Origin of the sequence: Limnoglobus roseus, from assembly GCF_008254045.1 — a bacterium.
Classification (GTDB): Bacteria; Planctomycetota; Planctomycetia; order Gemmatales; family Gemmataceae; genus Limnoglobus; species Limnoglobus roseus.
This window is the reverse complement of record NZ_CP042425.1, coordinates 5,523,325-5,542,507: the sequence shown is the minus strand read 5'-3', so window position 1 is coordinate 5,542,507 and position 19,183 is coordinate 5,523,325. Positions and strand designations below refer to the sequence as shown.

Annotated in this window: 12 protein-coding genes; 6 read left to right on the top strand and 6 right to left on the bottom strand. The window is 65.6% G+C overall.

Features of this window, described 5'->3' with window-relative positions; translation table 11 throughout:
- From PX52LOC_RS23435 to PX52LOC_RS23405, 4 genes are all read right to left on the bottom strand, one after another.
- Positions 1–213 (bottom strand): tryptophan-rich sensory protein, encoded by a 213-nt coding sequence (locus tag PX52LOC_RS23435; protein WP_149112361.1) that lies wholly within the window; start codon positions 211–213, stop codon positions 1–3.
- Entirely contained in the window at positions 210–710 is a 501-nt protein-coding gene (locus PX52LOC_RS23430) for a DUF4385 domain-containing protein (RefSeq protein WP_246173451.1), read from the bottom strand. Before PX52LOC_RS23430 ends, PX52LOC_RS23435 begins: the two co-directional genes overlap by 4 nt.
- 16 nt (positions 711–726) lie before the next feature.
- Positions 727–3,555, bottom strand: a complete 2,829-nt coding sequence (locus PX52LOC_RS42050) for a PAS domain S-box protein (RefSeq protein WP_168219164.1) — start codon at positions 3,553–3,555, stop codon at positions 727–729.
- Positions 3,556–3,627: 72 nt separating this feature from the next.
- The gene (locus PX52LOC_RS23405) at positions 3,628–3,975 is read right to left on the bottom strand and encodes a hypothetical protein (RefSeq protein WP_149112359.1); all 348 of its coding nucleotides are present in this window, start codon (positions 3,973–3,975) and stop codon (positions 3,628–3,630) included.
- A 379-nt stretch (positions 3,976–4,354) separates the two neighbouring features.
- Between PX52LOC_RS23405 and PX52LOC_RS23395 the strand changes: the two genes are divergently transcribed.
- On the top strand, positions 4,355–5,062 hold the full coding sequence (locus PX52LOC_RS23395) for a class I SAM-dependent methyltransferase (protein ID WP_149115596.1): 708 nt from the start codon (positions 4,355–4,357) through the stop codon (positions 5,060–5,062).
- A 27-nt stretch (positions 5,063–5,089) separates the two neighbouring features.
- On the top strand, positions 5,090–5,698 hold the full coding sequence (locus PX52LOC_RS23390; protein WP_149112358.1) for a class I SAM-dependent methyltransferase: 609 nt from the start codon (positions 5,090–5,092) through the stop codon (positions 5,696–5,698).
- A gap of 159 nt (positions 5,699–5,857) precedes the next feature.
- Here the strand turns inward: PX52LOC_RS23390 and PX52LOC_RS23380 are convergent, their stop codons facing one another.
- The gene (locus PX52LOC_RS23380) at positions 5,858–7,198 is read right to left on the bottom strand and encodes a tyrosine-type recombinase/integrase (protein WP_149112357.1); all 1,341 of its coding nucleotides are present in this window, start codon (positions 7,196–7,198) and stop codon (positions 5,858–5,860) included.
- 1,287 nt (positions 7,199–8,485) lie between these two features.
- Here PX52LOC_RS23380 and PX52LOC_RS23375 point away from each other — a divergent pair.
- From PX52LOC_RS23375 to PX52LOC_RS43430, 3 genes are all read left to right on the top strand, one after another.
- On the top strand, positions 8,486–11,236 hold the full coding sequence (locus tag PX52LOC_RS23375) for a protein kinase domain-containing protein (protein WP_168219163.1): 2,751 nt from the start codon (positions 8,486–8,488) through the stop codon (positions 11,234–11,236).
- A gap of 187 nt (positions 11,237–11,423) precedes the next feature.
- Complete coding sequence (locus tag PX52LOC_RS23370) at positions 11,424–13,352, top strand: matrixin family metalloprotease (RefSeq protein ID WP_149112355.1); 1,929 nt, start codon at positions 11,424–11,426, stop codon at positions 13,350–13,352.
- Positions 13,324–13,452 carry a hypothetical protein gene (locus PX52LOC_RS43430; RefSeq protein ID WP_261345034.1) on the top strand — a complete coding sequence of 43 codons (129 nt, stop codon included), beginning with the start codon at positions 13,324–13,326 and terminating at the stop codon, positions 13,450–13,452. Before PX52LOC_RS23370 ends, PX52LOC_RS43430 begins: the two co-directional genes overlap by 29 nt.
- A gap of 158 nt (positions 13,453–13,610) precedes the next feature.
- Here the strand turns inward: PX52LOC_RS43430 and PX52LOC_RS23365 are convergent, their stop codons facing one another.
- The gene (locus PX52LOC_RS23365) at positions 13,611–14,456 is read right to left on the bottom strand and encodes a formylglycine-generating enzyme family protein (protein ID WP_149112354.1); all 846 of its coding nucleotides are present in this window, start codon (positions 14,454–14,456) and stop codon (positions 13,611–13,613) included.
- Between the two features lie 246 nt (positions 14,457–14,702).
- Here PX52LOC_RS23365 and PX52LOC_RS23360 point away from each other — a divergent pair, with 246 nt between their 5' ends.
- Positions 14,703–18,815, top strand: a complete 4,113-nt coding sequence (locus tag PX52LOC_RS23360) for a serine/threonine-protein kinase (RefSeq protein ID WP_149112353.1) — start codon at positions 14,703–14,705, stop codon at positions 18,813–18,815.
- The last annotated feature ends 368 nt before the right edge of the window (positions 18,816–19,183 follow it).

The window sequence follows — 19,183 nt, the reverse complement described above, 5'->3', positions numbered from 1 at the left end:
TCAGCAGAAATGAAGGACACCCGCCACACCGTCGGGTTCACTACCCCGCCGGTTCCTCTTCCAGCAGCGGGGCGAACTTCTCGGATTCACGAACCCGAACCCGAAACTGACCAGGATGACCGGGTACAGCAGCGCCCAGATCAGGCTGATCGTCGAGGGGGCGGGCGTCCACAAGGGCTTCGCCAGCGTCTTGTACCACTCGATCCAGGTCATTGGCTTTCGTATCGCTCCTGGTGCAGTTTCTTCTGCCTGACGTACTCGGTGTTTTGCTGGGCGGTGACGTACCGCTCGTAGAAGACCGCCGCCGCTGCCGCCTTCTTAGCATCCTCTGTCCTGGGCAACTCGTCGCCCGTCTTCTTGTCGTACTTGCGACCGCCCTTGTGGTTGGCGTACCGTCTCGCACGGGTCCACCCCATCTGGAGGAACTTGCGGGCCGTGTCAGCGCCGGGGAAGTCGTCGGCCTTCAAGTACGCCAGGAACAACTTGTAAATCTTGGCCGACGACTTCTTCGCCTCGGCGACGGTCTTGAACCGCCAGTGTGGGAGAATCTCGCCCTTGTACGGCTCGACCAGCAGCACGCCCTGCTCGCCCCTACCGACCCGGTAAAGCTCCGGGCGGTGGCGGAAGTCGGTGGCCGTGAAGTCCGGGGAGTAGTCGAAGGAGGCCCGCTTCGGCGTGCGGCTCTCCGGTCGGGCTTTCCGTTCCGGCACGGCGATCCTCTCCTGACTACTTAACGTCCGGGGGCGTCAACTGTGCCAACACGCCCTCCACCGCCTTCGGGTCCGGGGGCTTCACCAGATGGTGGGTGAAACCCGCCTCGGCGGTGCGGCGGCGGTCCTCCTGCTGGCCCCAACCCGTCAGCGCCGCCAGCACCACGCTCTCCAGGCCGGGCTGCTGCCGCAACCGGCGGGCGACCTCGTACCCGTCCATCCCCGGCATCCCGATGTCCAGGAACACCACGTCCGGGGCGTAGCCCTTCGTCATCTCCAGCGCCGCCGGGCCGCTGTGGGCCACCCGGACCTCGTGCCCTTGCAGTTCGAGCAGCATGGCGAGGCTGTCGGCGGCGTCCCGGTTGTCATCGACGACCAGCAGCCGATGCCCCGATGGGCGAGAAGGCTGCTGGTGAAGCTCTCCCGTCCCGTTGTCTTGTGACTGCTGCCCCGCCCCGACCACGAGCGGCAGCCGCACGGCGAACTCGCTTCCCCTGCCCAGCCCGTCGCTGCGGGCCTCGACCGTCCCGTTGTGCATCCCCACGATGTTCTTCACCAGGGTCAGCCCGATCCCCAGTCCGCCCTGGGTCTTCGTCGTGGCGTGTTCGGCCTGAACGAACAACTCGAAGACGTGTGGCAGCACGTCCGGGGCGATCCCGATGCCATCGTCCCGGACCCGCAGCACGGCCACGTCGCCGTCCCGCTCGGCGGTCAGGCGGATGCGCCCGCCCGGCTCCGTGTACTTGGCCGCATTCGTCAGCAGGTTGCCGACGACCTGTGTGAGCCGCACCGGGTCGGCGTCGAGGGGCAAGGATTCGGGGGGGAGGCGCACGTCCAGTTCGTGCCGCTGGGCGTCCACGAGCGGCTGCACCGTCTCGACCGCACGGGCGACGACCGTGGCGAGTTCGACCCGCTCCCGGCGGAGTTCGATCTTGCCCCGCATCACCCGTGACACGTCCAGGAGGTCGTCCACCAGACGGACCAAGTGATGCACCTGCCGCTCCATCATGCCCCGTGACCGTTCGACGGTCGCCGCCTCCACCCTGGGCATCTTGAGGATTTGCAGGGCGTTGCTGATCGGGGCCAGCGGGTTGCGGAGTTCGTGCGCCAGCGTCGCCAGGAACTCGTCCTTGCGCCGGTTGGCGTCCCGCAGCGACTCCTCGACCCGTTGGATGCGCCGGAAGGCCAGGGCGTTTTGAACGGCAATCGAGGCGGCGTGCGACACCGACAGCAGCTTCTCCTGGTCGGCGGGCGTGAAGCCGCCGTCCTTGTTGTGAATCTCGAAAAAGCCGAGGACTTCCCCGTCGGCGCTCAAGACGGGCGTTGACAGGGCCGACCGCACGCCGAACCGGACGCACAACTCGTGGACGATCTGCGTGTCGGCCACGGCGTCGTTGGTCAGGTACGGGACTTTGTGAACGAGCAGCCATCCGGGCAGCCCGTGCATCGGGGGCCAGCAGTAGTCCAGCGGCAGGCATTGGCCCCGCTGGAAATACGTGTGGCAGCGCATCCCCTCCGGGCCGTTCAGCCCCGCCACGCCGCTCTCCGCACCCACGAGGCGGGCGGCTTCGACCACCAGGAGGTCCAACAACTCGTCCACGGCGAGCGTCGAGTTCAGCTTCTCGCCGATGTGGAGGAGCGAGCGGATCGTCTCCTCGTCCCGCTTCCGCTCGGTCACGTCCTCGGCCACATACGAGCAGCGGACCCGGTTTCCGGGCAGCGCCTCGATGCAGTACACGATGGCCGACACCCAGCGGCGGCCCGTGGGCGTCTCGTGCGGGTACTCGAACCGGGCCGGTTGCCCGGTCCGCTCGCTCTCCCGGTACGCCCGCACCCACTCCCGCAGGTGGTCCGGGGGGACGCCCATCTCGCTGGCCGCCCGCCCGGAGAGCGAGGCCGGGGCGGTCCCGAAGAACCGGCCCGTGGCGGCGTTGTCGGTCAGGTGCAGTACGTCTTCGCCCACGACCTCCACCACCCCCATCATGACCGGGGCGGTGTCGTAGAAGCTGCGGAGCGTGGCGCTGGCCTCCCGCAGCGCCTCCTCGGACCGCCTGCGGTCGGTCACGTCCCGTGTCGTCCCGGCGACCGCCTCGACCTCGCCGCCCTCGCCCAGGACCGGGACGAAGATGTACTCGTAGATGCGGGGGCCGAACGTGCCGGTGAACGGAACCTCGCCCTTGACCGGGTGCTTGGTGGCGACGACCTGTTCGATCTCCCGGTCGTGCATGGCGGCGTGCCACGGCTCGTAGCCGAGTTCGAGACAGGTCTTGCCGACGGCCTCGTCCCAGGTCTTCCCCCACAGGCGTAGCAGGCCCCCGTTGGCGTAGGTGAAGCGGTGGTCGAGGTCGAAGACGTAGACCAGATCGGGGGTGTTCGAGAGGACCGCATCGTAGAGCCGCTGTTTGCGCTCGGCCTCCCTGGTCCGGCCCGCCCGCTCCTCCTCGGCCCGCTTCCACTCGGTCCGGTCCCGCATGATCTTGGCGTAGCCCCGGAGCTTGTGGCCCTCGTCCCACAGGGGCGTCAGCGACCCGCCGCACCAGAACCGGGAGCCGTCCTTGCGGACCTGCCAGCGGTCGTCGTCGCCCCGCCCGCCCTCCAGCGCCTCCCGCATCTCCCGCTGCGGGTAGCCCCGCTCGATGTCCTCCGGGGTGAAGAACGTGGCGGCGGGGCGACCGAGGATTTCCTCTTCCCCGTAGCCGAGCAGCCGCTCGGCCCCAGGGTTCCAGCTTTCGACCCGGCCCTCCGTGTCGATGACGAAGATGGCATAGTCCCGGACGTTCTCGACCAGCAGCCGGAACAGCTCGCCCTCTTGTGCCCCTGGCGCTTTTTGGTCTCGATCCGTCATGCTCGGCCACTCTCTTCGGTTACGTCGTTGTCAGGACTCCCAGAGGAGCCGGTCTGGAGGGCAGGCGGTTATTCAACGGCATTCGCCGGTCAGGAGCGGTGTGCGGCTGCCCCGTGCGTGCGGCAGCAACGACGGGCGGCGGGCGGGAAATCGAACACCGCCTGCGTTGGTGTCCGGGAAGACCTCGAACTCGCCCCGGCCCAGGATGGCCTGCTGCCGGGTCACCGTGGCCCGCAGGTCGCCGCCACTGACGGCGACGATCTTGAGGTCGGGGGACGGGACGGGATACGCCCCCGTCGCAGCCCCAACGGAACCCGGAAGTCGGGTAGGCGGGACGGTTCCGAGACGTGGGAAGGTGTATCGCTCGTCGCCCGGTCGGTCATGCGGTTCAACTCCGGCGAAGAAGCGAGTCGAGCGCACGTCGCCGTTCCACTTTCGCCCGGTTCCACTCGAAGGCGGAGGAAAGTGCATCCGCCCTACGAGGGTCGTAATGGACGCCGAATGGTGTAAGGGAAGAGCACTTACAGCAAGTTTTATGCCCAAAGCGTACCGAGAATCGACGGCGAATCGGTCGGTTTCGAGACGGTCTGGCTCGTTCCCTATGTTGGCCGTTCCGTTCGCCCACCACCTTCGGACTCCAGTGGTCGGCGAACAGCGCCAGCTTCTCGCCCAGGTTCACCTTCTCCGTGCGCACCGCCTCGTGCCCCCACCGGGAACCGCATTCGACCGGGGATAAGATAGTCGGCGGTCGCCCGGCAGTCCGGGCGGCGGTTCTATGCCGGAATGGTGGAGCATGACGATGAAATCGACGGTGGATGAAATCCGGAGGCGGTTCGACGCCGACGTGGAGCGGTTCTCGAACCTCGAAACGGGCCAGTCGGCGACCGTCGATGCGCCCCTGGCGATGGCGCTCGTGGCACAGGCGGCAGCAGCCACGACGCCCCACGCCCGGCACGTCCTGGACGTGGGGTGCGGGGCCGGGAACTACACGCTCAAGCTGCTGGAGCGACTGCCGAACCTGGATGCCACCCTGATCGACCTGAGCCAGCCGATGCTGGAGCGGGCGGCGAGCCGGGTCGGTCAGGCGACCGCAGGAAGGGTGACGACGGTTCAGGGCGACATCCGGGAGGTCGAACTACACGGCGGGCAGTTCGACCTCGTGCTGGCTGCCGCCGTGCTGCACCACCTGCGCACGGACGAGGAGTGGGAGGCGGTGTTCGCCGCCCTCCACCGGGCGTTACGGCCCGGAGGCTCAATTTGGGTTTTCGATCTGGTGGAGAGTTCGATCCCGGCGATCAGCGGGGTGATGCGAGAGCGGTACGGCGAGTACCTGACGGCGCTGAAGGACGAGGCGTACCGGGACCATGTGTTCGACTACGTTGAGAAGGAAGACACGCCCCGCCCGCTCGTGTACCAACTCGACCTGCTGCGCAAGGTCGGGTTCGCCCAGGTCGAAGTGCTTCACAAAACCGTCTGCTTTGCGGCGTTCGGGGCCGTCAAAGCGTAACGCCGTCACCGGCGAAGGGGGTGAGCCGTGCCCGTCCACGACCGCAGCAGCTTCGAGAACCTTTACGCCGGGCAGCCCCGGTGGGAGATCGGCAGGCCGCAGACGGCGCTGCTCGCCGTGGCCGACCGGATCACCGGGGCGGTCCTGGACGCCGGGTGCGGGACGGGGGAGAACGCCCTGTACTTCGCCGGGCGGGGCCAGACGGTGACGGGGATCGACTTCCTGGCCGAGCCGATCACGATAGCGAAGCGGAAGGCAGCCGAGCGGGGTCTGACGGCGACCTTCCTGGTCACGGACGCCCTGACGCTGAAGGAACTGCCGGAAGTCTTCGACTCGGCCATCGACAGCGGGCTGTTCCACGTCTTCGGCGACGAGGACCGGCGGCGGTACGTCGATGGGCTGGCCTCGGTCCTGAAACCGGGCGGGCGGTTGTTTCTGCTGTGCTTCAGCGATCAGGAGCCGGGGGCGCAGGGGCCACGGCGGGTATCCCGACGAGAGATCGAGGATGCCTTCTCACGAGATTGGGTGGTGGAGAGCATCGAGTCGTCCCGGTACGAGGTCCGGCCCGACCCGCACGACGCCAGCTTCCGGGACGGCGGGCCGAGGGCGTGGTTCGTGGTGGCGAAGCGGGTGTGACAACATGCCCGTCGCCCAGGTTCTCGATGCCGTTGGCGTAGCCGCAGAGTGACCGCACCACGGCGTCCGGGTTCCAGCCCGCCTTGTACTCGATGCGGTCGCCCTCGACGGTGCGCTGGCGAAGGAGGTCGTTCGGGTTGAGGGGGAGTTTGCTCGACATCACTTTTCCCCCGCCCCCGTTGTGCCGTTCGTGACGGAGGTGGCCTCGCCGTCCTCATCTTCGGCCCGGATCGGCAGCCCGTGGAATATGACCTGCTCCATCCACTTGCAGGCCGCTCGAACGTCTTCAAAACCGGAATAGTTCGTGTCGCTCACTTCCTTGGGCGTGTGGCCGAGCCAGGAGTCCCGGTACGTTCGGAAGGGGCTGTTCTGGAGGAGCAGACTGCCGAAGTCCCGGAAGTCCTTCAACGTGAACGGGCGCTCCGAGGACCGGCCCAGCGTGTCCCGCCACTGCGACTTCACCTTGTCGTACAGCTTGGGCTTCCCGCCCTCCCCCTTGCTCTCGACGTACAGCGGCTTCCCCCGCCCGTCGAGCAGGGCATACGCCGCCCCGGTCGTCATCTCCTGCTTGAGCAGCCGCAGCGTCTCGTCCCACAGGAAGTACACCACGGTGGGGACTTTCTCCCACCCTTCGGTCTTGACCCGCTTGCGCCGCACCGTCCGGCGCTTGAAGTCGATCTGCCGCTCCTCCAGGTGGGCGATGTCCGTGTTGTTCATGCCGGTGTTGAGCGCAAGCAGGGCGTAGAGCCGAAGCCGGTCCGGGAGCTTCTTCAAGAACTCCCTCACCACGTCCCAGTCGGGCATCTCCTTGGCCGTCGTCGTGACCTCCCAGGTCAGCTTCCGGCTGCGAATGTTTTTCGGCAGCGGGATGTGGTCCATCACGGCACAGTGGGTGACGAACGCCCGGAACATGCCGAAGTAACGAACCTTTGAAGAATTTTCGTTCTTCACCCTGTCAACGTAGTGGAACACCTGGAGCACCTTGCGCTCGTCGATCACCGCCAGGGGCATGTCCGCAGACAGGACCACCGCCCCCGGCTGCCCATCGACGGGCGGGAGCGTCAGGGCTTTGAGGTCCCGCACGAACGAGTGCAGCCGGATGAGCGAGGACGGCTCCGAGTTGACGAGTTGGAGGGCGTAGTATTCGTCCAGCGCCTCGCCGACGGTCATGCCGGTGCTGGCGGCGGGGGGCGTGAACACCGCCGGGGCGATCTTCGACATTTCGAGCGTGAAGGCGTCCCGTGCCTTCACGTCTTCGTCGTCGATGGTTTTCAGTTGGTGGACGATCCGGTCCAGCAAGACCTTGTGCGGCTGTTCGATCTCCCGCCGCTTCGCCTCCCACCAGCGGTTCGCCTCCTGGTACGAACCGAGTTCGGTCCACAGGTGTTCGGGCAGGCCGAGTTCGGCGCACGTCACCGTGTACGGCTTGCCCTGATGCCACTTCCGCCACCGCCGGTTCCGCACGGAGAAGTCGGGCGACATCAGGAACTTGCGAGGCATATACCGGCCCCCTCTGTGCAGGCAAATTTGCAGGCAGATTCGGGGGCATTATAGGGGGAAATCTGCCTGCAAAGACGTGAAAATCCAAGGGAAATTGCGTGTCTCACACTTTTCCCAAGGCTGTGAGACGAGTTCGACTCTCGTATCCCGCTCTCCACAAGTCCTGAGATTACAAGTCTTTACGACGACTCTTTGAACTGGCAAATCGCTGGCAAAAACTGGGGCACGGTTGGTTACGATGCCGCCTTCGACTTCTAGTCGCGTGTGGGGGTTATTCGCTGGCTGCGGTACTTTCATCGTCGGCCTCACACTCTCTTCGGCCGCCGCGAAGTACGCGGTACATGACCGGCCCGCTCGCACCGAAGTGAACGACGCCCTGTACTGGGATGGGATTTGGTTGCAGTGGTGCTGCGGCGGAAACGCCCTTGTGTTCCTGTTGGCTTGGTTGTTGGGGGTGTTGGTTTCGTGGAGACTTGAAGTAAGTAGAAAAGCCCGACTTCCGCTTTGAGGTAGTCCCGCTATCTGTTCAGGTAATTGACGAATTCACCTCTACCTTACACGAACGACGAGAAGAAGATGAAGAGCAGCCGATGACAAGTGACGAAGCAATCCGAGCGGCCCTCAGTGCCATTACCCCCTTCCGTTTGCGTCTATCAGCGAAACCTGCCGCTGCCATCCACCTTGAGGGAGAGCCGCTTCTCGGTAGGGGGCCAAAGCGGTTGGCTAGTGTGCTTCCACCTCGATATGTGAAGAGGGCTTCGAGCCGTCCACGCAAGACGTTATCGCCTGCGAGGCAGACGGGAAAATCGAAGTTTGCACGATGTACTGAGCTTCTTCAGTTCAGGTCGGCCCCGCCTAAACTGTTCCGGTTTTCTGCCAATTCACCTCTCGTTCTCACGGCATGAAAAACCCCGGCTGTCGGGCCGGTTTTTTTGTTGATTGTCGAGGGAACTGAACTCCGGTCATTTCGTCAACGGTGTCAGCGGCGGGATCAGCTCACGTGCGGATCTAGATCTTGAGCCGACGAAGTTTGTGTTTGGACCGTCCCGAGCGAACGGAAGCGGTGAATCGTGAAGCGAAGTCGCCGGCGGTGACAGCCTGGTAGGTTGCAGGTGCCATTCCGGGAAACCTTCAAAAAATGCAGTAGAATTTCGCCCAAACAAGACATCTCGCAATCCAAATGAACCATCGGGTGGTTGCACATGGCTGTCCGTGTGCCAAAGTATGGAGGCTCATTCTCGCCATCAGTCTCGCCCGACTGCTTGCATCTCATTTTTGAGGCATGCCATGCCGAGCGGCGAACAATTCGTGGCGGAGTCGGCTTTCGATCGGACGCAAAGGGTAAGACCGCGGCCACAACGGGAAGAAGGGTCCGAGTCGTCGGAAACCCCACCCCCGCGACAGGACCTCGACAGCGGCCTGATCGACGTCGGGCAATCGACGCCGTCCCCATCCCCGTTCCCGCGAGCCGGCGACAAGGTTCTGCACTTCGAACTCGTGGAAGAAATCGGTCGCGGTTCGTTCGCCCGCGTGTTCCTCGCCCGCCAGGAATCGCTCGCCAATCGGTTGGTCGTCCTGAAATTGACGACCCTGCCGACGGATGAGCCACAGAACCTCGCGCGGCTCCGGCACACGAACGTCGTCCCCATCTACTCGGTACACGCCGACGGCCCGCTGCAAGTGCTGTGCATGCCGTACCTGGGGCGGGTCACACTCGCGCAAATCCTCGCGACGCCGCCGGCCCACGGGCCGCGATCCGGGCGAGAGTTGTTTGACGCGGTTCTTGGAATCGCGGCCGCGCACGGGCCGTCCCCGGCCCTGGCGGACGTGATCGCCACGCTCGGTCGACTCTCGCCCGTTGAAGCGTGCCTGTGGTTCGTCGGCCAACTTGCCGCGGGACTGGGCCACGCCCACGCTCACCACCTTCTTCACCGCGACTTGAAGCCGGCCAACGTCCTGCTCACGGACGACGGCGTGCCCATGCTCCTGGACTTCAACGTCTCGTGCGAGTCGGCCCGCGGGTCGGGCGGTGGGACGGTTGGCGGGACGCTGCCGTACATGGCCCCGGAACACCTCCGGGCATTCCTCGACCCGCAAGTGCCGCTGGACGAGCGAAGCGACCTGTACTCGCTCGGCGTGATCCTCTACGAACTCCTGACCGACCGACTCCCGTACCCGCTGCCGGACGGGCCGACGTCCGACGCCGTCATTCGGGCGATGATCGCCCAGCACGGCGACCCGCCCCCGCCGCCGAGCCGGTATAACGCGGCGATCTCACCCGCGGTCGACGAAATCGTCCTGAAACTCCTGGCCCCCGACCCACGCGATCGGTACACGTCTGCCACCGAAGCCCGCGAGGACTTGACACGCCAACTCTCCCACCGACCGTTGAAGTTCGCGCGAAATACATCTCTCCGCGAACGGCTCGGGAAATGGCGGCGACGGAACCCCGCCCTCACGGTCGCGGGGCTCGTGTTCGCCCTGCTGGTCCTCCCCGCGTCGCTCGTCGTTGTCCGCCAAGTTGACGCCGAAGCTCGGGCCGCCCGGCTTCAGACGGCTGCCGCCGAAGGGGTGTACGCCACCACCGCCGCCGACGTGAGAGCGGCGGAGACCTTGCTCGGGTCGCGGAGCGATGCTCAATCCCGAGAGCAGGGTCTTTCACTCGCGACGGCCGCCCTTGCCCGCTACGGGATCGGTGACGACCCGGACTGGGAGTCGCGAGCGGACTTCGCATTACTGGACGGACCGCGCCGCGCATCCTTGAAGGTGGCGTTCGGCGAACTGTTGATTCTGATGTCGCGGGTCGAGGCGACCGCTCCCGGTGGCGTGACGGCGGCGGTTCGGTGGAACCAACTCGCCGAAGAAATGTACGGCGACGACGATCGGCCCGCGGTTCTCGCCCGCCACCGCGAGGAGTTCGCGCTCCGGCAGGCGGGCAAGGCGGTCCCAGTTTTCGTGGCCCCGCGGCCGACCCAAGTGCGTGACACCGATCTGTACTTTGACGGCCTCGACCTGGCCGCCGCGGACCGTTTCGACAAGGCCCTCCCACTCCTCTCGCAATTCTGCGACCGCAACCCGCCGCACTTCCTGGCTTGGTTCGCCCGCGGGGTGTGTCACGATGCCCTGAACCAACCGGCCGACGCACAGACGGCCTTCGCCGTGTGCGTGGCCCTACGCCCGGAGTCGCCGGCTGTCTACGCGAACCGGGGGCTTGCGCGACTGAGGCTCCGCCGGTACGCGGCCGCCGAGGCCGACCTCACGCGGGCTTTGGAATTGAAACCGGGCTGGTTGCCGGCTTTACTGAACCGGGGTTTGGCCCGCGAAAAACTCCTGCAGTTCAACGCCGCCGAGCAGGATTTCACGGCGGCGCTCGCCGCGTCCGGTGCCCCGACGCGCATTTTCTTCCTCCGGTCGCGGGTTCGCCGAGCGGCCGGGAACATTCCCGGAGCAGACGCGGACAAAGTCGAGGGCACGGCCCGCGAACCGAACGACGCACTCAGTTGGGCCGCCCGCGGGTTGGCGCGGCTGGCGGCGAAAGAACCCGCCCAAGCACTCGCCGACTTTGACGCCGCGTTAGCGATCAGCCCCGGCATGCGGGACGCTTTACTCAACAAGGCGGTCATCCTGGCCGACCACCAGCACCGCGAAGCCGACGCAATCCCGGTGCTGGATCAACTTCTGAGTCTTTACCCCGATCAGGTAGACGCCCGGTGTTCCCGGGGTGTCTACCACGCTCGCCTCGGCCACGCCGCCGAAGCCCGACGCGATGCCGACGACGCCCTGAAGGCGGATGCGACTGGCTACCGACTGTTCCAGGTGGCAGGACTTTACGCCCAACTGTCCAAGGCCGAGGGGACGGACAAGGCGAAGGACTTGGCCCTCGGATACCTGGCCCGTGCGATCCAGGCGGGGTTTGCCGATTCGAACCTGTTGGAGTCGGATACGGACCTCGACCCGGTTCGCAAGGATCCGCGGTTCGCCCAGACGATGGCGGCCGCGAAAGAGATCAAGCGGTTGGGGCAACCGGCCACGAAGTGACGCGAACTCAGCCGCGCTGGTGAGTACCTTTTTCGCGTCCCGGAAGACAACTCGCGCCACCGCGGGAATCGGTGGAGATTATTCGTAACGGAGCGAGATAACCGACTTGGCTTCTCGGAATTCCTGAACCATATTTCACGACCCCACGCCATGCCCGGACACCTAGTACTCGACAGAGCACTCTCCCATGCGGCACCCTCGTGGGCTTCGGGTCGAATCCCTTGAACGGCGAGACACTCCGGCATCGTTCGGGATCGCCTGGCCGGACGCGGAACACCTGACATTAAGCTTTGCACCCGACGGCACGCCCGTCGGGCACAAAGCGAACGCACTACCGAACCTCCTGTCTCAACTCGGCCCGCAGGCCCAAATTGACGTCCTTCGGGCGTTCCAGTCGTGGGCCGCGGTGGGGAACGTGAACTTCGGCCTCGTGGCGGACGACGGTTCAGCCTTTGGCGTCGGCGCGGCCGAACAGGGCGACCCGCGTTTCGGCGATGTCCGCGTCGGCGGGGTGCCTTTGGCGTCGGACGTATTGGCTGTCACCGCCCCTTACGGCCCGTTCAGCAACTACTCGGGCGACGTCACGGTCAACACGTCGGCCGGATACGCGGACGGCGGGCCGGACCTACGCACGGTGTTGCTTCAAGAGGCCGGCCACGCCCTGAGCATCGGGAATAGTTCGGACCCCGCCTCGGTGATGTACGAGTACTATCAAGGGCCGCGGACCGGCCTCTCGGCCGGCGACATCGCCTCCATTCAGGCCCTGTACGGGCCGCGGGTCGCCGACCGGTTCGAGGGTTCGGGCGGGAACGGCACGCGCGGCTCGGCAACGCCTTACACGGGACCGCTGACGGCGGACCTCACGACGACGGCCGATGTCGACATCTATAGTTTCAAGGCCGGCCTGTTGACTCGTTCCGTGACCATCAATCTCGGGGCCGCCGGCCTGAGCCTGCTGACCGCCAAGGTCGAGTTGCTCGATTCCAACGGCAATGTGATTGCCTCGGCCCTGACGACCGATCCCACAACGAACGACGTGACGCTGTCGTCGAATGCGATCAACTCGTTCGCGAAATACTTTGTTCGTGTTTCGTCCGCCCGGTCCGACGTGTTCGGCATCGGTGCTTATGCACTCACGGTTACCCAGCGTTCCATCCTGACGGACGTGACCGGCATCGTCACCAACCTGCTCGACGATACCGGCCTGAACGACACTCTGTCCGCGGCGACAACGCTCTTGAGTCGCGGGTCGGCGGTCGGTCCGCAAGCCGAGTTCGTGACCCAAGGCGGCTTCGGCTCCGCGACCGATGTGGATGTTTACCGGCTCACCGTCCCACCGACGTCGGACGGCAGTCCGATCAATCTGCTCACCACGGTCTGGGGCCAGGGCGGTGCGACTCTCAACCCGTGGGTCGAGGTTTACGACGCGCTCGGCAATCCGATTGCTACTGAGGTTCTCACCGCGGACGGCAACACGACCACCGTTCAACTCCGGGACGTGCCATCCGGCCAGACGTACTTCCTGAAGCTTTCCTCGGACACGCACGCACGGGGCAATTACGTGCTGTCGACGGACCTCCGTTCCGACGCATTGACCTTCCCGAGCGGTCCGGTTCAGTCACTCGACACCCTCGCCCCCCTTGTGAACGGGGGCCTGGTCTTGACCCAAACGGGGCAAGTCCACCTCGTTCTCTCAGCCGACGGCACGGGGGTCGATACCCCCGGCGTGGAAATGGTCGTGACCGCCGAAGACGGTACAGTCGTGGCCACGCTCACCACAGCGGCTCATCGTGGCCGCTCGCTGGACGTGTTCTTGACAGCCGGAACGTATTCGATTCGGTTCCGCGCTCTGGGCACTTCCGCCCCCGTCGATTTCCGCCTCGCGGCCGTGGTCATCACCGACCCGGTGGGCGCGACGCCAGTCGACCCGACGGACGACCCCGAACCGACCAGCCCTCCCCCTCCCCCGCCGCCTCCGACGGGCGACCCACAACCAACCAGTCCCCCCGCCACTACTCCACCCCCTACCACTCCGCCACCTGTCGGGTACACACCCATTCCCTTCAACCCGCCCGACCCGGGGTCCGATGACGGCGAGCCGGCCGTGTGGTATTGAGGACAACCGCATCCCGCTCCGTCCGGTGGCGAAGTTCTTCAGCCACGTCCGCTGGAATGCCGACCTGTCACCGCCGAACAGCGTGAGCGTCCGCCCGTAGGTCCGATCCACCCACGTGGCCAACCCGCGGGCTTTGAGAAATACGACGGGCGTCCGCTGTTGCGTTTCGGTGGCTTGCCTGTGCGCGTCGGTTCGCGGTACGCCGGCCTTCACTGCGGCGTTGGACTCGGGGCGAGGAGTACGAATCAGCCAGAAGAATCAGGGCTTCACCACGACGACCCGGAACCCGATGTGGTCGTACCCCCGCTCCGGCTCGAACCGCAGCCGGAACGCCGACCTCAAGTATTTCCCTTCGTCGGTCCACGCCCCGCCGCGACGAACCCGCGAGACGGATTGGTCCCGGTTCTTCTCCCCCTTCGTGTCGTACAGGTCGGGGTCCGTGCCGCCCGGTAACTTGGTGTGGTACCAGTCACGGCACCACTCGAACGTGTTGCCGTGCATGTCGTGCAACCCCCATGCGTTGGCCGGGTAGCTCCCGACCTTCGCCGCCTTGCCGAGAGACGGGCCGTCCTTCGCCCCGTTGTACGGCCTGTTTTTGAAGTTCGCCTGCTCGGTGCTGAGCGTGTCGCCGAAGGAGGTGGCGGTTTTCGTCCCGGCGCGGCAGGCGTACTCCCACTGGGCTTCGGTCGGCAGCCGGAACTCCCAGCCCTTCGACAGCGTGCCGTCCTTTTTCCCCAGTTCGGTGAGTTTGGCGCAGAACGCCTCGGACTGGGCGAAGTTCACGTTCCCCACCGGCAGGTCGTCGCCCTCGGGCAGTTCCGCCGTCGCTTTGCCCGGCAACTTGCCCATCACGCGCTTCCACTGGCCCTGCGTCGTCTCGTACTTGGCCGTCCAATACCCTTTGCTCAGCGTCACCTCGACCTGGGCCTCGTCCGCGCGCCGGTCGGGCTCGTTCTCGGGGCTGCCCATCGTGAACTTCCCGGCAGGGCACCAGCACAACATGATCCCGGCGACCACCTTCCCCGTACCGGGTTTCGGGTCATCCGCCCGCAGGCCAGCGGGAGTCGTCAGGACGAGCAGGAGGAGGACGTGAAAGCGAATCATCAGGGTACCTCCGGTTTTCGCGGGGCGGTGCGGTTGGGATAGCCGAATGGAGGGCCGAACGCCAGTACCCGTTCACGCCTCTGCCAACTGCATGACGCCTGGAACTGGCGGCTCCCGCGAAAAGATCACCGGCGTCTCTCGCCCTTGTTTTTCCCCGCCGTCTGAGATAGGGATTACGAAAGCCGGTCGTCAAACCGGGCAAGTGGCGATGACGGCCGTCCCCGTCGAGCTGTTTGCCGAACTCCCATGGAAGTCACAGCCATGCGGGCCGAGGACCAACCCAACACCCTGACCACCCCATTCGAGCAGGTCGTTTCCCTCTGCACGGCCTTTACGTGGGAGTATCAGCACGACACCAAGCCCGCGATCGACTCCTACCTGAACCGCGTCGGTGCCGACGCGCAACCCACCTTGCTCCGCAATCTCCTCGCGATTGAGATCGAATGGCGCCGCGCCGCCGGTGAGCAACCCCAACTCGATGACTACCTGGCACGCTTCCCGCAGTTTACCGGCCTGCTCCGTGAAGCGTTCCTGCAACAGTCCCAGGTGTACCACCCTGACGGGCCGCAGACCGCACCGGAGGCACCGCCGGTCACCTGGGACCAGCAACAGTCCCGGGCGTACCGCCATGACCGGCCGAGCACGTTGGCATCGCCGCCCGCCGCCGTCAAGGTTCCCGCCGCCAGCCGACTCGGCGACTACCTGCTCCTCCGCGAACTGGGCCGGGGCGGCATGGGCGTCGTTTACGAAGCGGTCCACCAGTCGCGGGGCAACCACGTTGCCCTGAAGACCCTACCGGCCGCCAACGGTGCCGCGCTCCACCGCTTCAAGCGGGAGTTTCGCACCCTGGCCGACATCAATCACCCCAACCTCATCGGCCTTCACACCCTTGAGGCCGACGGCTGCCACTGGTTCTTCACCATGGATCTGATCCAGGGGGAAGACTTCTTCAGTTTCGTTCGACCGTCCGGAGTTCTGGATGAACCCCGCCTCCGCTCGGCCCTGGCGCAACTGGTCATGGGCGTATTGGCCCTGCACGGGCGGAACATCGTCCACCGAGACCTGAAGCCGTCCAACGTGATGGTCAATCCCGAGGGCCGCGTCCTGCTGTTGGATTTCGGACTTGCCCTGGAATTCGCTGGGAACGCCGCGACGACCGGCGCTGAGATCGCGGGCACGCCGGGATACATGGCCCCCGAACAGGCGGGGGCGGGAGCGATCACCCCCGCCTGCGATTGGTACGCCGTCGGCGTCATGCTCTACGAGGCCCTGACCGGAAGACTCCCGTTTTCCGGCGATCCCCTGAAGGTGCTTCGAAAGAAGCAAAACCTCGACCCGCCGTCGCTGGCCGACGTGCCCGATCTCCCAGACGATCTCGCGGAGTTGGCCATGCGGTTGCTGGCCCGCGCCCCGGACCAGCGGCCCGATGCCCTCGCGATCGCCAAGGTCATCGCTTCGCACGCCGCCGTCCGTTCCGGGGCCGTCGCCGCGGGCTGGCATCTGGTGGGCCGGGGCGAGCACCTGGAAGCGTTGAAGGATGCCTACCGCACGTTCCAGCAACAGCGAGAACCGATCACCGCCTTCATCCGCGGCCGGTCCGGCGAGGGCAAGTCGACGCTGGCCGAGCACTTCCTCCAAACGCTGCGCCACGACCCGGATCTGGTCGTGCTCTCGGCCCGCTGTTACGACCGCGAGTCGGTGCCGTTCAAGGCTCTCGACAATCTGATTGATGCCCTGGCCACCTTCCTGCGGACGTTGCCCCACGAAGAAGCCGCGCGAGTGATGCCCGCGGACATTGGGGTGCTCTGCCAGGTCTTTTCCGTACTCCACCGCGTTGATGTGGTGGCCCAAGCTCCCCGCGTGAACCTCGGCAACCTGGACGAACCGCAGATCCGCGACCGTGCCTTCACAGCCTTGCGAGAACTGCTCTGCGGCCTCAGTCAAGACCGGCCGCTGATCGCGTTCGTGGACGACTTGCAGTGGGGCGACGCCGACAGTGCCGAGGTGCTGTTCACGGTCTTGCGGCCGCCCCAGGCACCACGGCTCTTGTTCCTGGGCAGTTACCGCAGCGACGAAACCGAAACTAGCCCCTTCCTCCGCAAGTGGCACGAGCTGAATCGGAAGCACGACGTGGCTCTCGGCCATCGCGAGGTGACCGTGTCGCCGCTCGGGATGGAGGAGTGCACCGAACTGGTGCTTTCCCTGCTGGGCAAGGACACCCCGGCCATCCGGCTTCGAGCGGCCCAGATGGCTGCGGAAACGGGTGGCAACCCGTACTTGCTGATCGAACTGGTCGGCTGCTTCGATCCGGAGACGGATTCATTTCAGCCGCTGGAGATGCCCGAACTGCTCGCCCGGAAAATGGCCCGCCTGCCCGCCGAGGCGGGAAGCCTTCTTAACGTCGTGGCGGTTTCGGGCCAGGCCCTTTCCTTGGCGGAGGCCTCACGAACGGCCGGGCACGCTTTGGCGCCCGTCGCCACCATCATGCACATGCGCAACGAGCGCCTGGTTCGCCTGGTCGGTCCGGAGGAGAACCTCCTAGTCGACACCTACCACGACCGGGTGAGGGAAACCGTGCTCGGTCAGATGGGACCGGAAAGCCGCAGGACGATCCACCGGACCCTCGCCGAGGTCATTGAAGCCGAGGGGGGCGGCGCGTCGGCCGAACTCGTGGTGGCCCTGGAGCGCGGCGAGAAGGGCCGGGAGGACGAGGGCCGAGCGGTCCCGCGGGTGTACGATTTGGCCTACCACTACGATGCTGCCGGCGAGTCCCGCCGGGCGTGGGCCTACGCCCTACTGGCGGGCGAACAAGCCCGGCGTCAGTTCGCCCTTGAAGTGGCCGCGGAACAATTCGCAATCGCCCGGCGGAACGCCGAGTCGGCTTCTGCGGCAATCCGGTTCCGGATCTGCGAGGGCCGCGGCGAGGCGCTGATGCTCCTGGGGCGGTACTGGGAGGCCTCGCAAGAATTGGACGGCGCGGTGGCCCTGACGAACCAACCGATCGAGCAGGCGCGGATCGAGGCTCTGCAAGGCGAACTTGCCTTCAAGCAGTGTGCGATCAACGAAAGCCTGGTCGTCTACGAGCGGGCGCTGCGTCGTCTGGGCCAGTGGGTTCCGCGCTCCAGCATCGGCTGGCTGTCGGGCTTGTTCCACGAAACCTTCATCCAGGCCCTGCACACCCTCTTTCCGTCTCGCTTGCACGCAAAATCACCAAGCGAGCAGTCTGCCCTTGTCGTCCGCATCTTCGACCGCGTGAGTGAAACGTACTGGTTTCACAACACGGTCAAGTACATCTGGGCGCACCTGTCCGCAATGAACCGTGCGGAACAGATCCCCCCCGGTCGCGCCCTGGCGTTCAACTATTCTCACCACGCCGTCATGATGAACATTGTCGGATGGAACTCGCGGGGGGCAAATTATGTCAACCGATCCCTGGACCTGAGCCGAAAGCAGAACGACCTCTGGGGGCTGGGCCACGGGTACAACTACAGCGGATTGGCACTGTACGCATCGGGACGTTTCGAGGAAGCGATCGCCCGATTTGACGAGGCGATCGCGCTCATCGGCGGGATGGGCGACCTCTGGGAACTGTACGTGGCGTACTATCACAAGGGCCTCTGCCTCTATCGACAAGGCAAGTTGCGCGAGGCGAGTGAGGAAGCGCGGCGGCTATTTCAATCGAGCGTGCGAACGGGGGAGGACAACTTGTCCTACGCGGCCCTCGAACTTTGGGCGCGATTGACCCAGGGGAACTTGCCGTTCGAGCAACTGCGCAGTTGCTGCCGCCCCCGACCGGACGACATCCTGGCAACGTCCTACGGGTTGATGGCGGAGGGGCACTGGCACCTCTTCCACGGCCGCACGCTGGACGCGATGCGGGTTCACGAGCGTGCTTTCGAACTCGTGAAAAAGAATCTGGTGATCGTCTTCCACACGATGCCCGTCTTGACATCGCTGACCGCGGCCCTGCGACGCCACGCCGACGCCGTGGACCAGGCGAACAAAGGCCGGGGCAAGCCGTTCCGCCGGCGAGCGATCCGGCTGGCCCGATGGGCGACGTGGTTCGCCCGTTTCGTTCCCGGCGACCGCCCCCAGGCGTTGCGCGAGCGAAGTCTCCTCCTCGCCGCGGATGGCAAGTTGAAGGAAGCCCTGTCGTTCGCGGACGAGAGCTGTGCGGTCGCCGAAAAGCAGAAGGCCACGTACGAGCAAGCGCAGTCGTCGGTCGTGCGGGGACGAATTGCCCTCCGACTGAAGTTGCCCCAAGCCCCGGCACAGATCCAGGCCGCCGAGGCTGCGATGGAATCGATCGAACGGCCCGTCCCAGAGTTGGCTGCCCGCCGGCCAAAAACACTCGAATGACGATGTTCGGTCGCGGCCACTGCTGCGGCTTCGAACACACCACTTCCACTCCCACTGAACGGCGTGCGAAAGGTACCGCACCCGGGCGTTGGCAAACGCCCACACTTACTCCCGCTTGATCTGGGCCCACGTCTCACCCGCGGGAATGACCGGCCCTCAGCCCGGCGAAGATCGACTCGTACGGCCCTGATATCGGTCGGCTGTGAACGCCACTACCGTGACGATACAGTCTCCGGACGGCGGGTGTTGGATTGTTCCGGCGTGCCGAATAAACAAGCATCGTGTCCACCCCTGGCTCAACCCTTGCCCTGACCACCGTGGCGATGAGCCGGCCGGCAGAACGTCGCCGGTGACAACTCGGAGAGTCC

Coding starts and splice junctions, on each gene's coding strand:
- PX52LOC_RS23360 (WP_149112353.1), top strand. CDS start 14,703: ATGGAAGTCACAGCCATGCGGGCCGAGGACCAACCCAACACCCTGACC.
- PX52LOC_RS23375 (WP_168219163.1), top strand. CDS start 8,486: ATGCCGAGCGGCGAACAATTCGTGGCGGAGTCGGCTTTCGATCGGACG.
- PX52LOC_RS23395 (WP_149115596.1), top strand. CDS start 4,355: ATGAAATCGACGGTGGATGAAATCCGGAGGCGGTTCGACGCCGACGTG.
- PX52LOC_RS23380 (WP_149112357.1), bottom strand. CDS start 7,198: ATGCCTCGCAAGTTCCTGATGTCGCCCGACTTCTCCGTGCGGAACCGG.
- PX52LOC_RS42050 (WP_168219164.1), bottom strand. CDS start 3,555: ATGACGGATCGAGACCAAAAAGCGCCAGGGGCACAAGAGGGCGAGCTG.
- PX52LOC_RS23365 (WP_149112354.1), bottom strand. CDS start 14,456: ATGATTCGCTTTCACGTCCTCCTCCTGCTCGTCCTGACGACTCCCGCT.
- PX52LOC_RS23370 (WP_149112355.1), top strand. CDS start 11,424: ATGCGGCACCCTCGTGGGCTTCGGGTCGAATCCCTTGAACGGCGAGAC.
- PX52LOC_RS23435 (WP_149112361.1), bottom strand. CDS start 213: ATGACCTGGATCGAGTGGTACAAGACGCTGGCGAAGCCCTTGTGGACG.
- PX52LOC_RS43430 (WP_261345034.1), top strand. CDS start 13,324: ATGACGGCGAGCCGGCCGTGTGGTATTGAGGACAACCGCATCCCGCTC.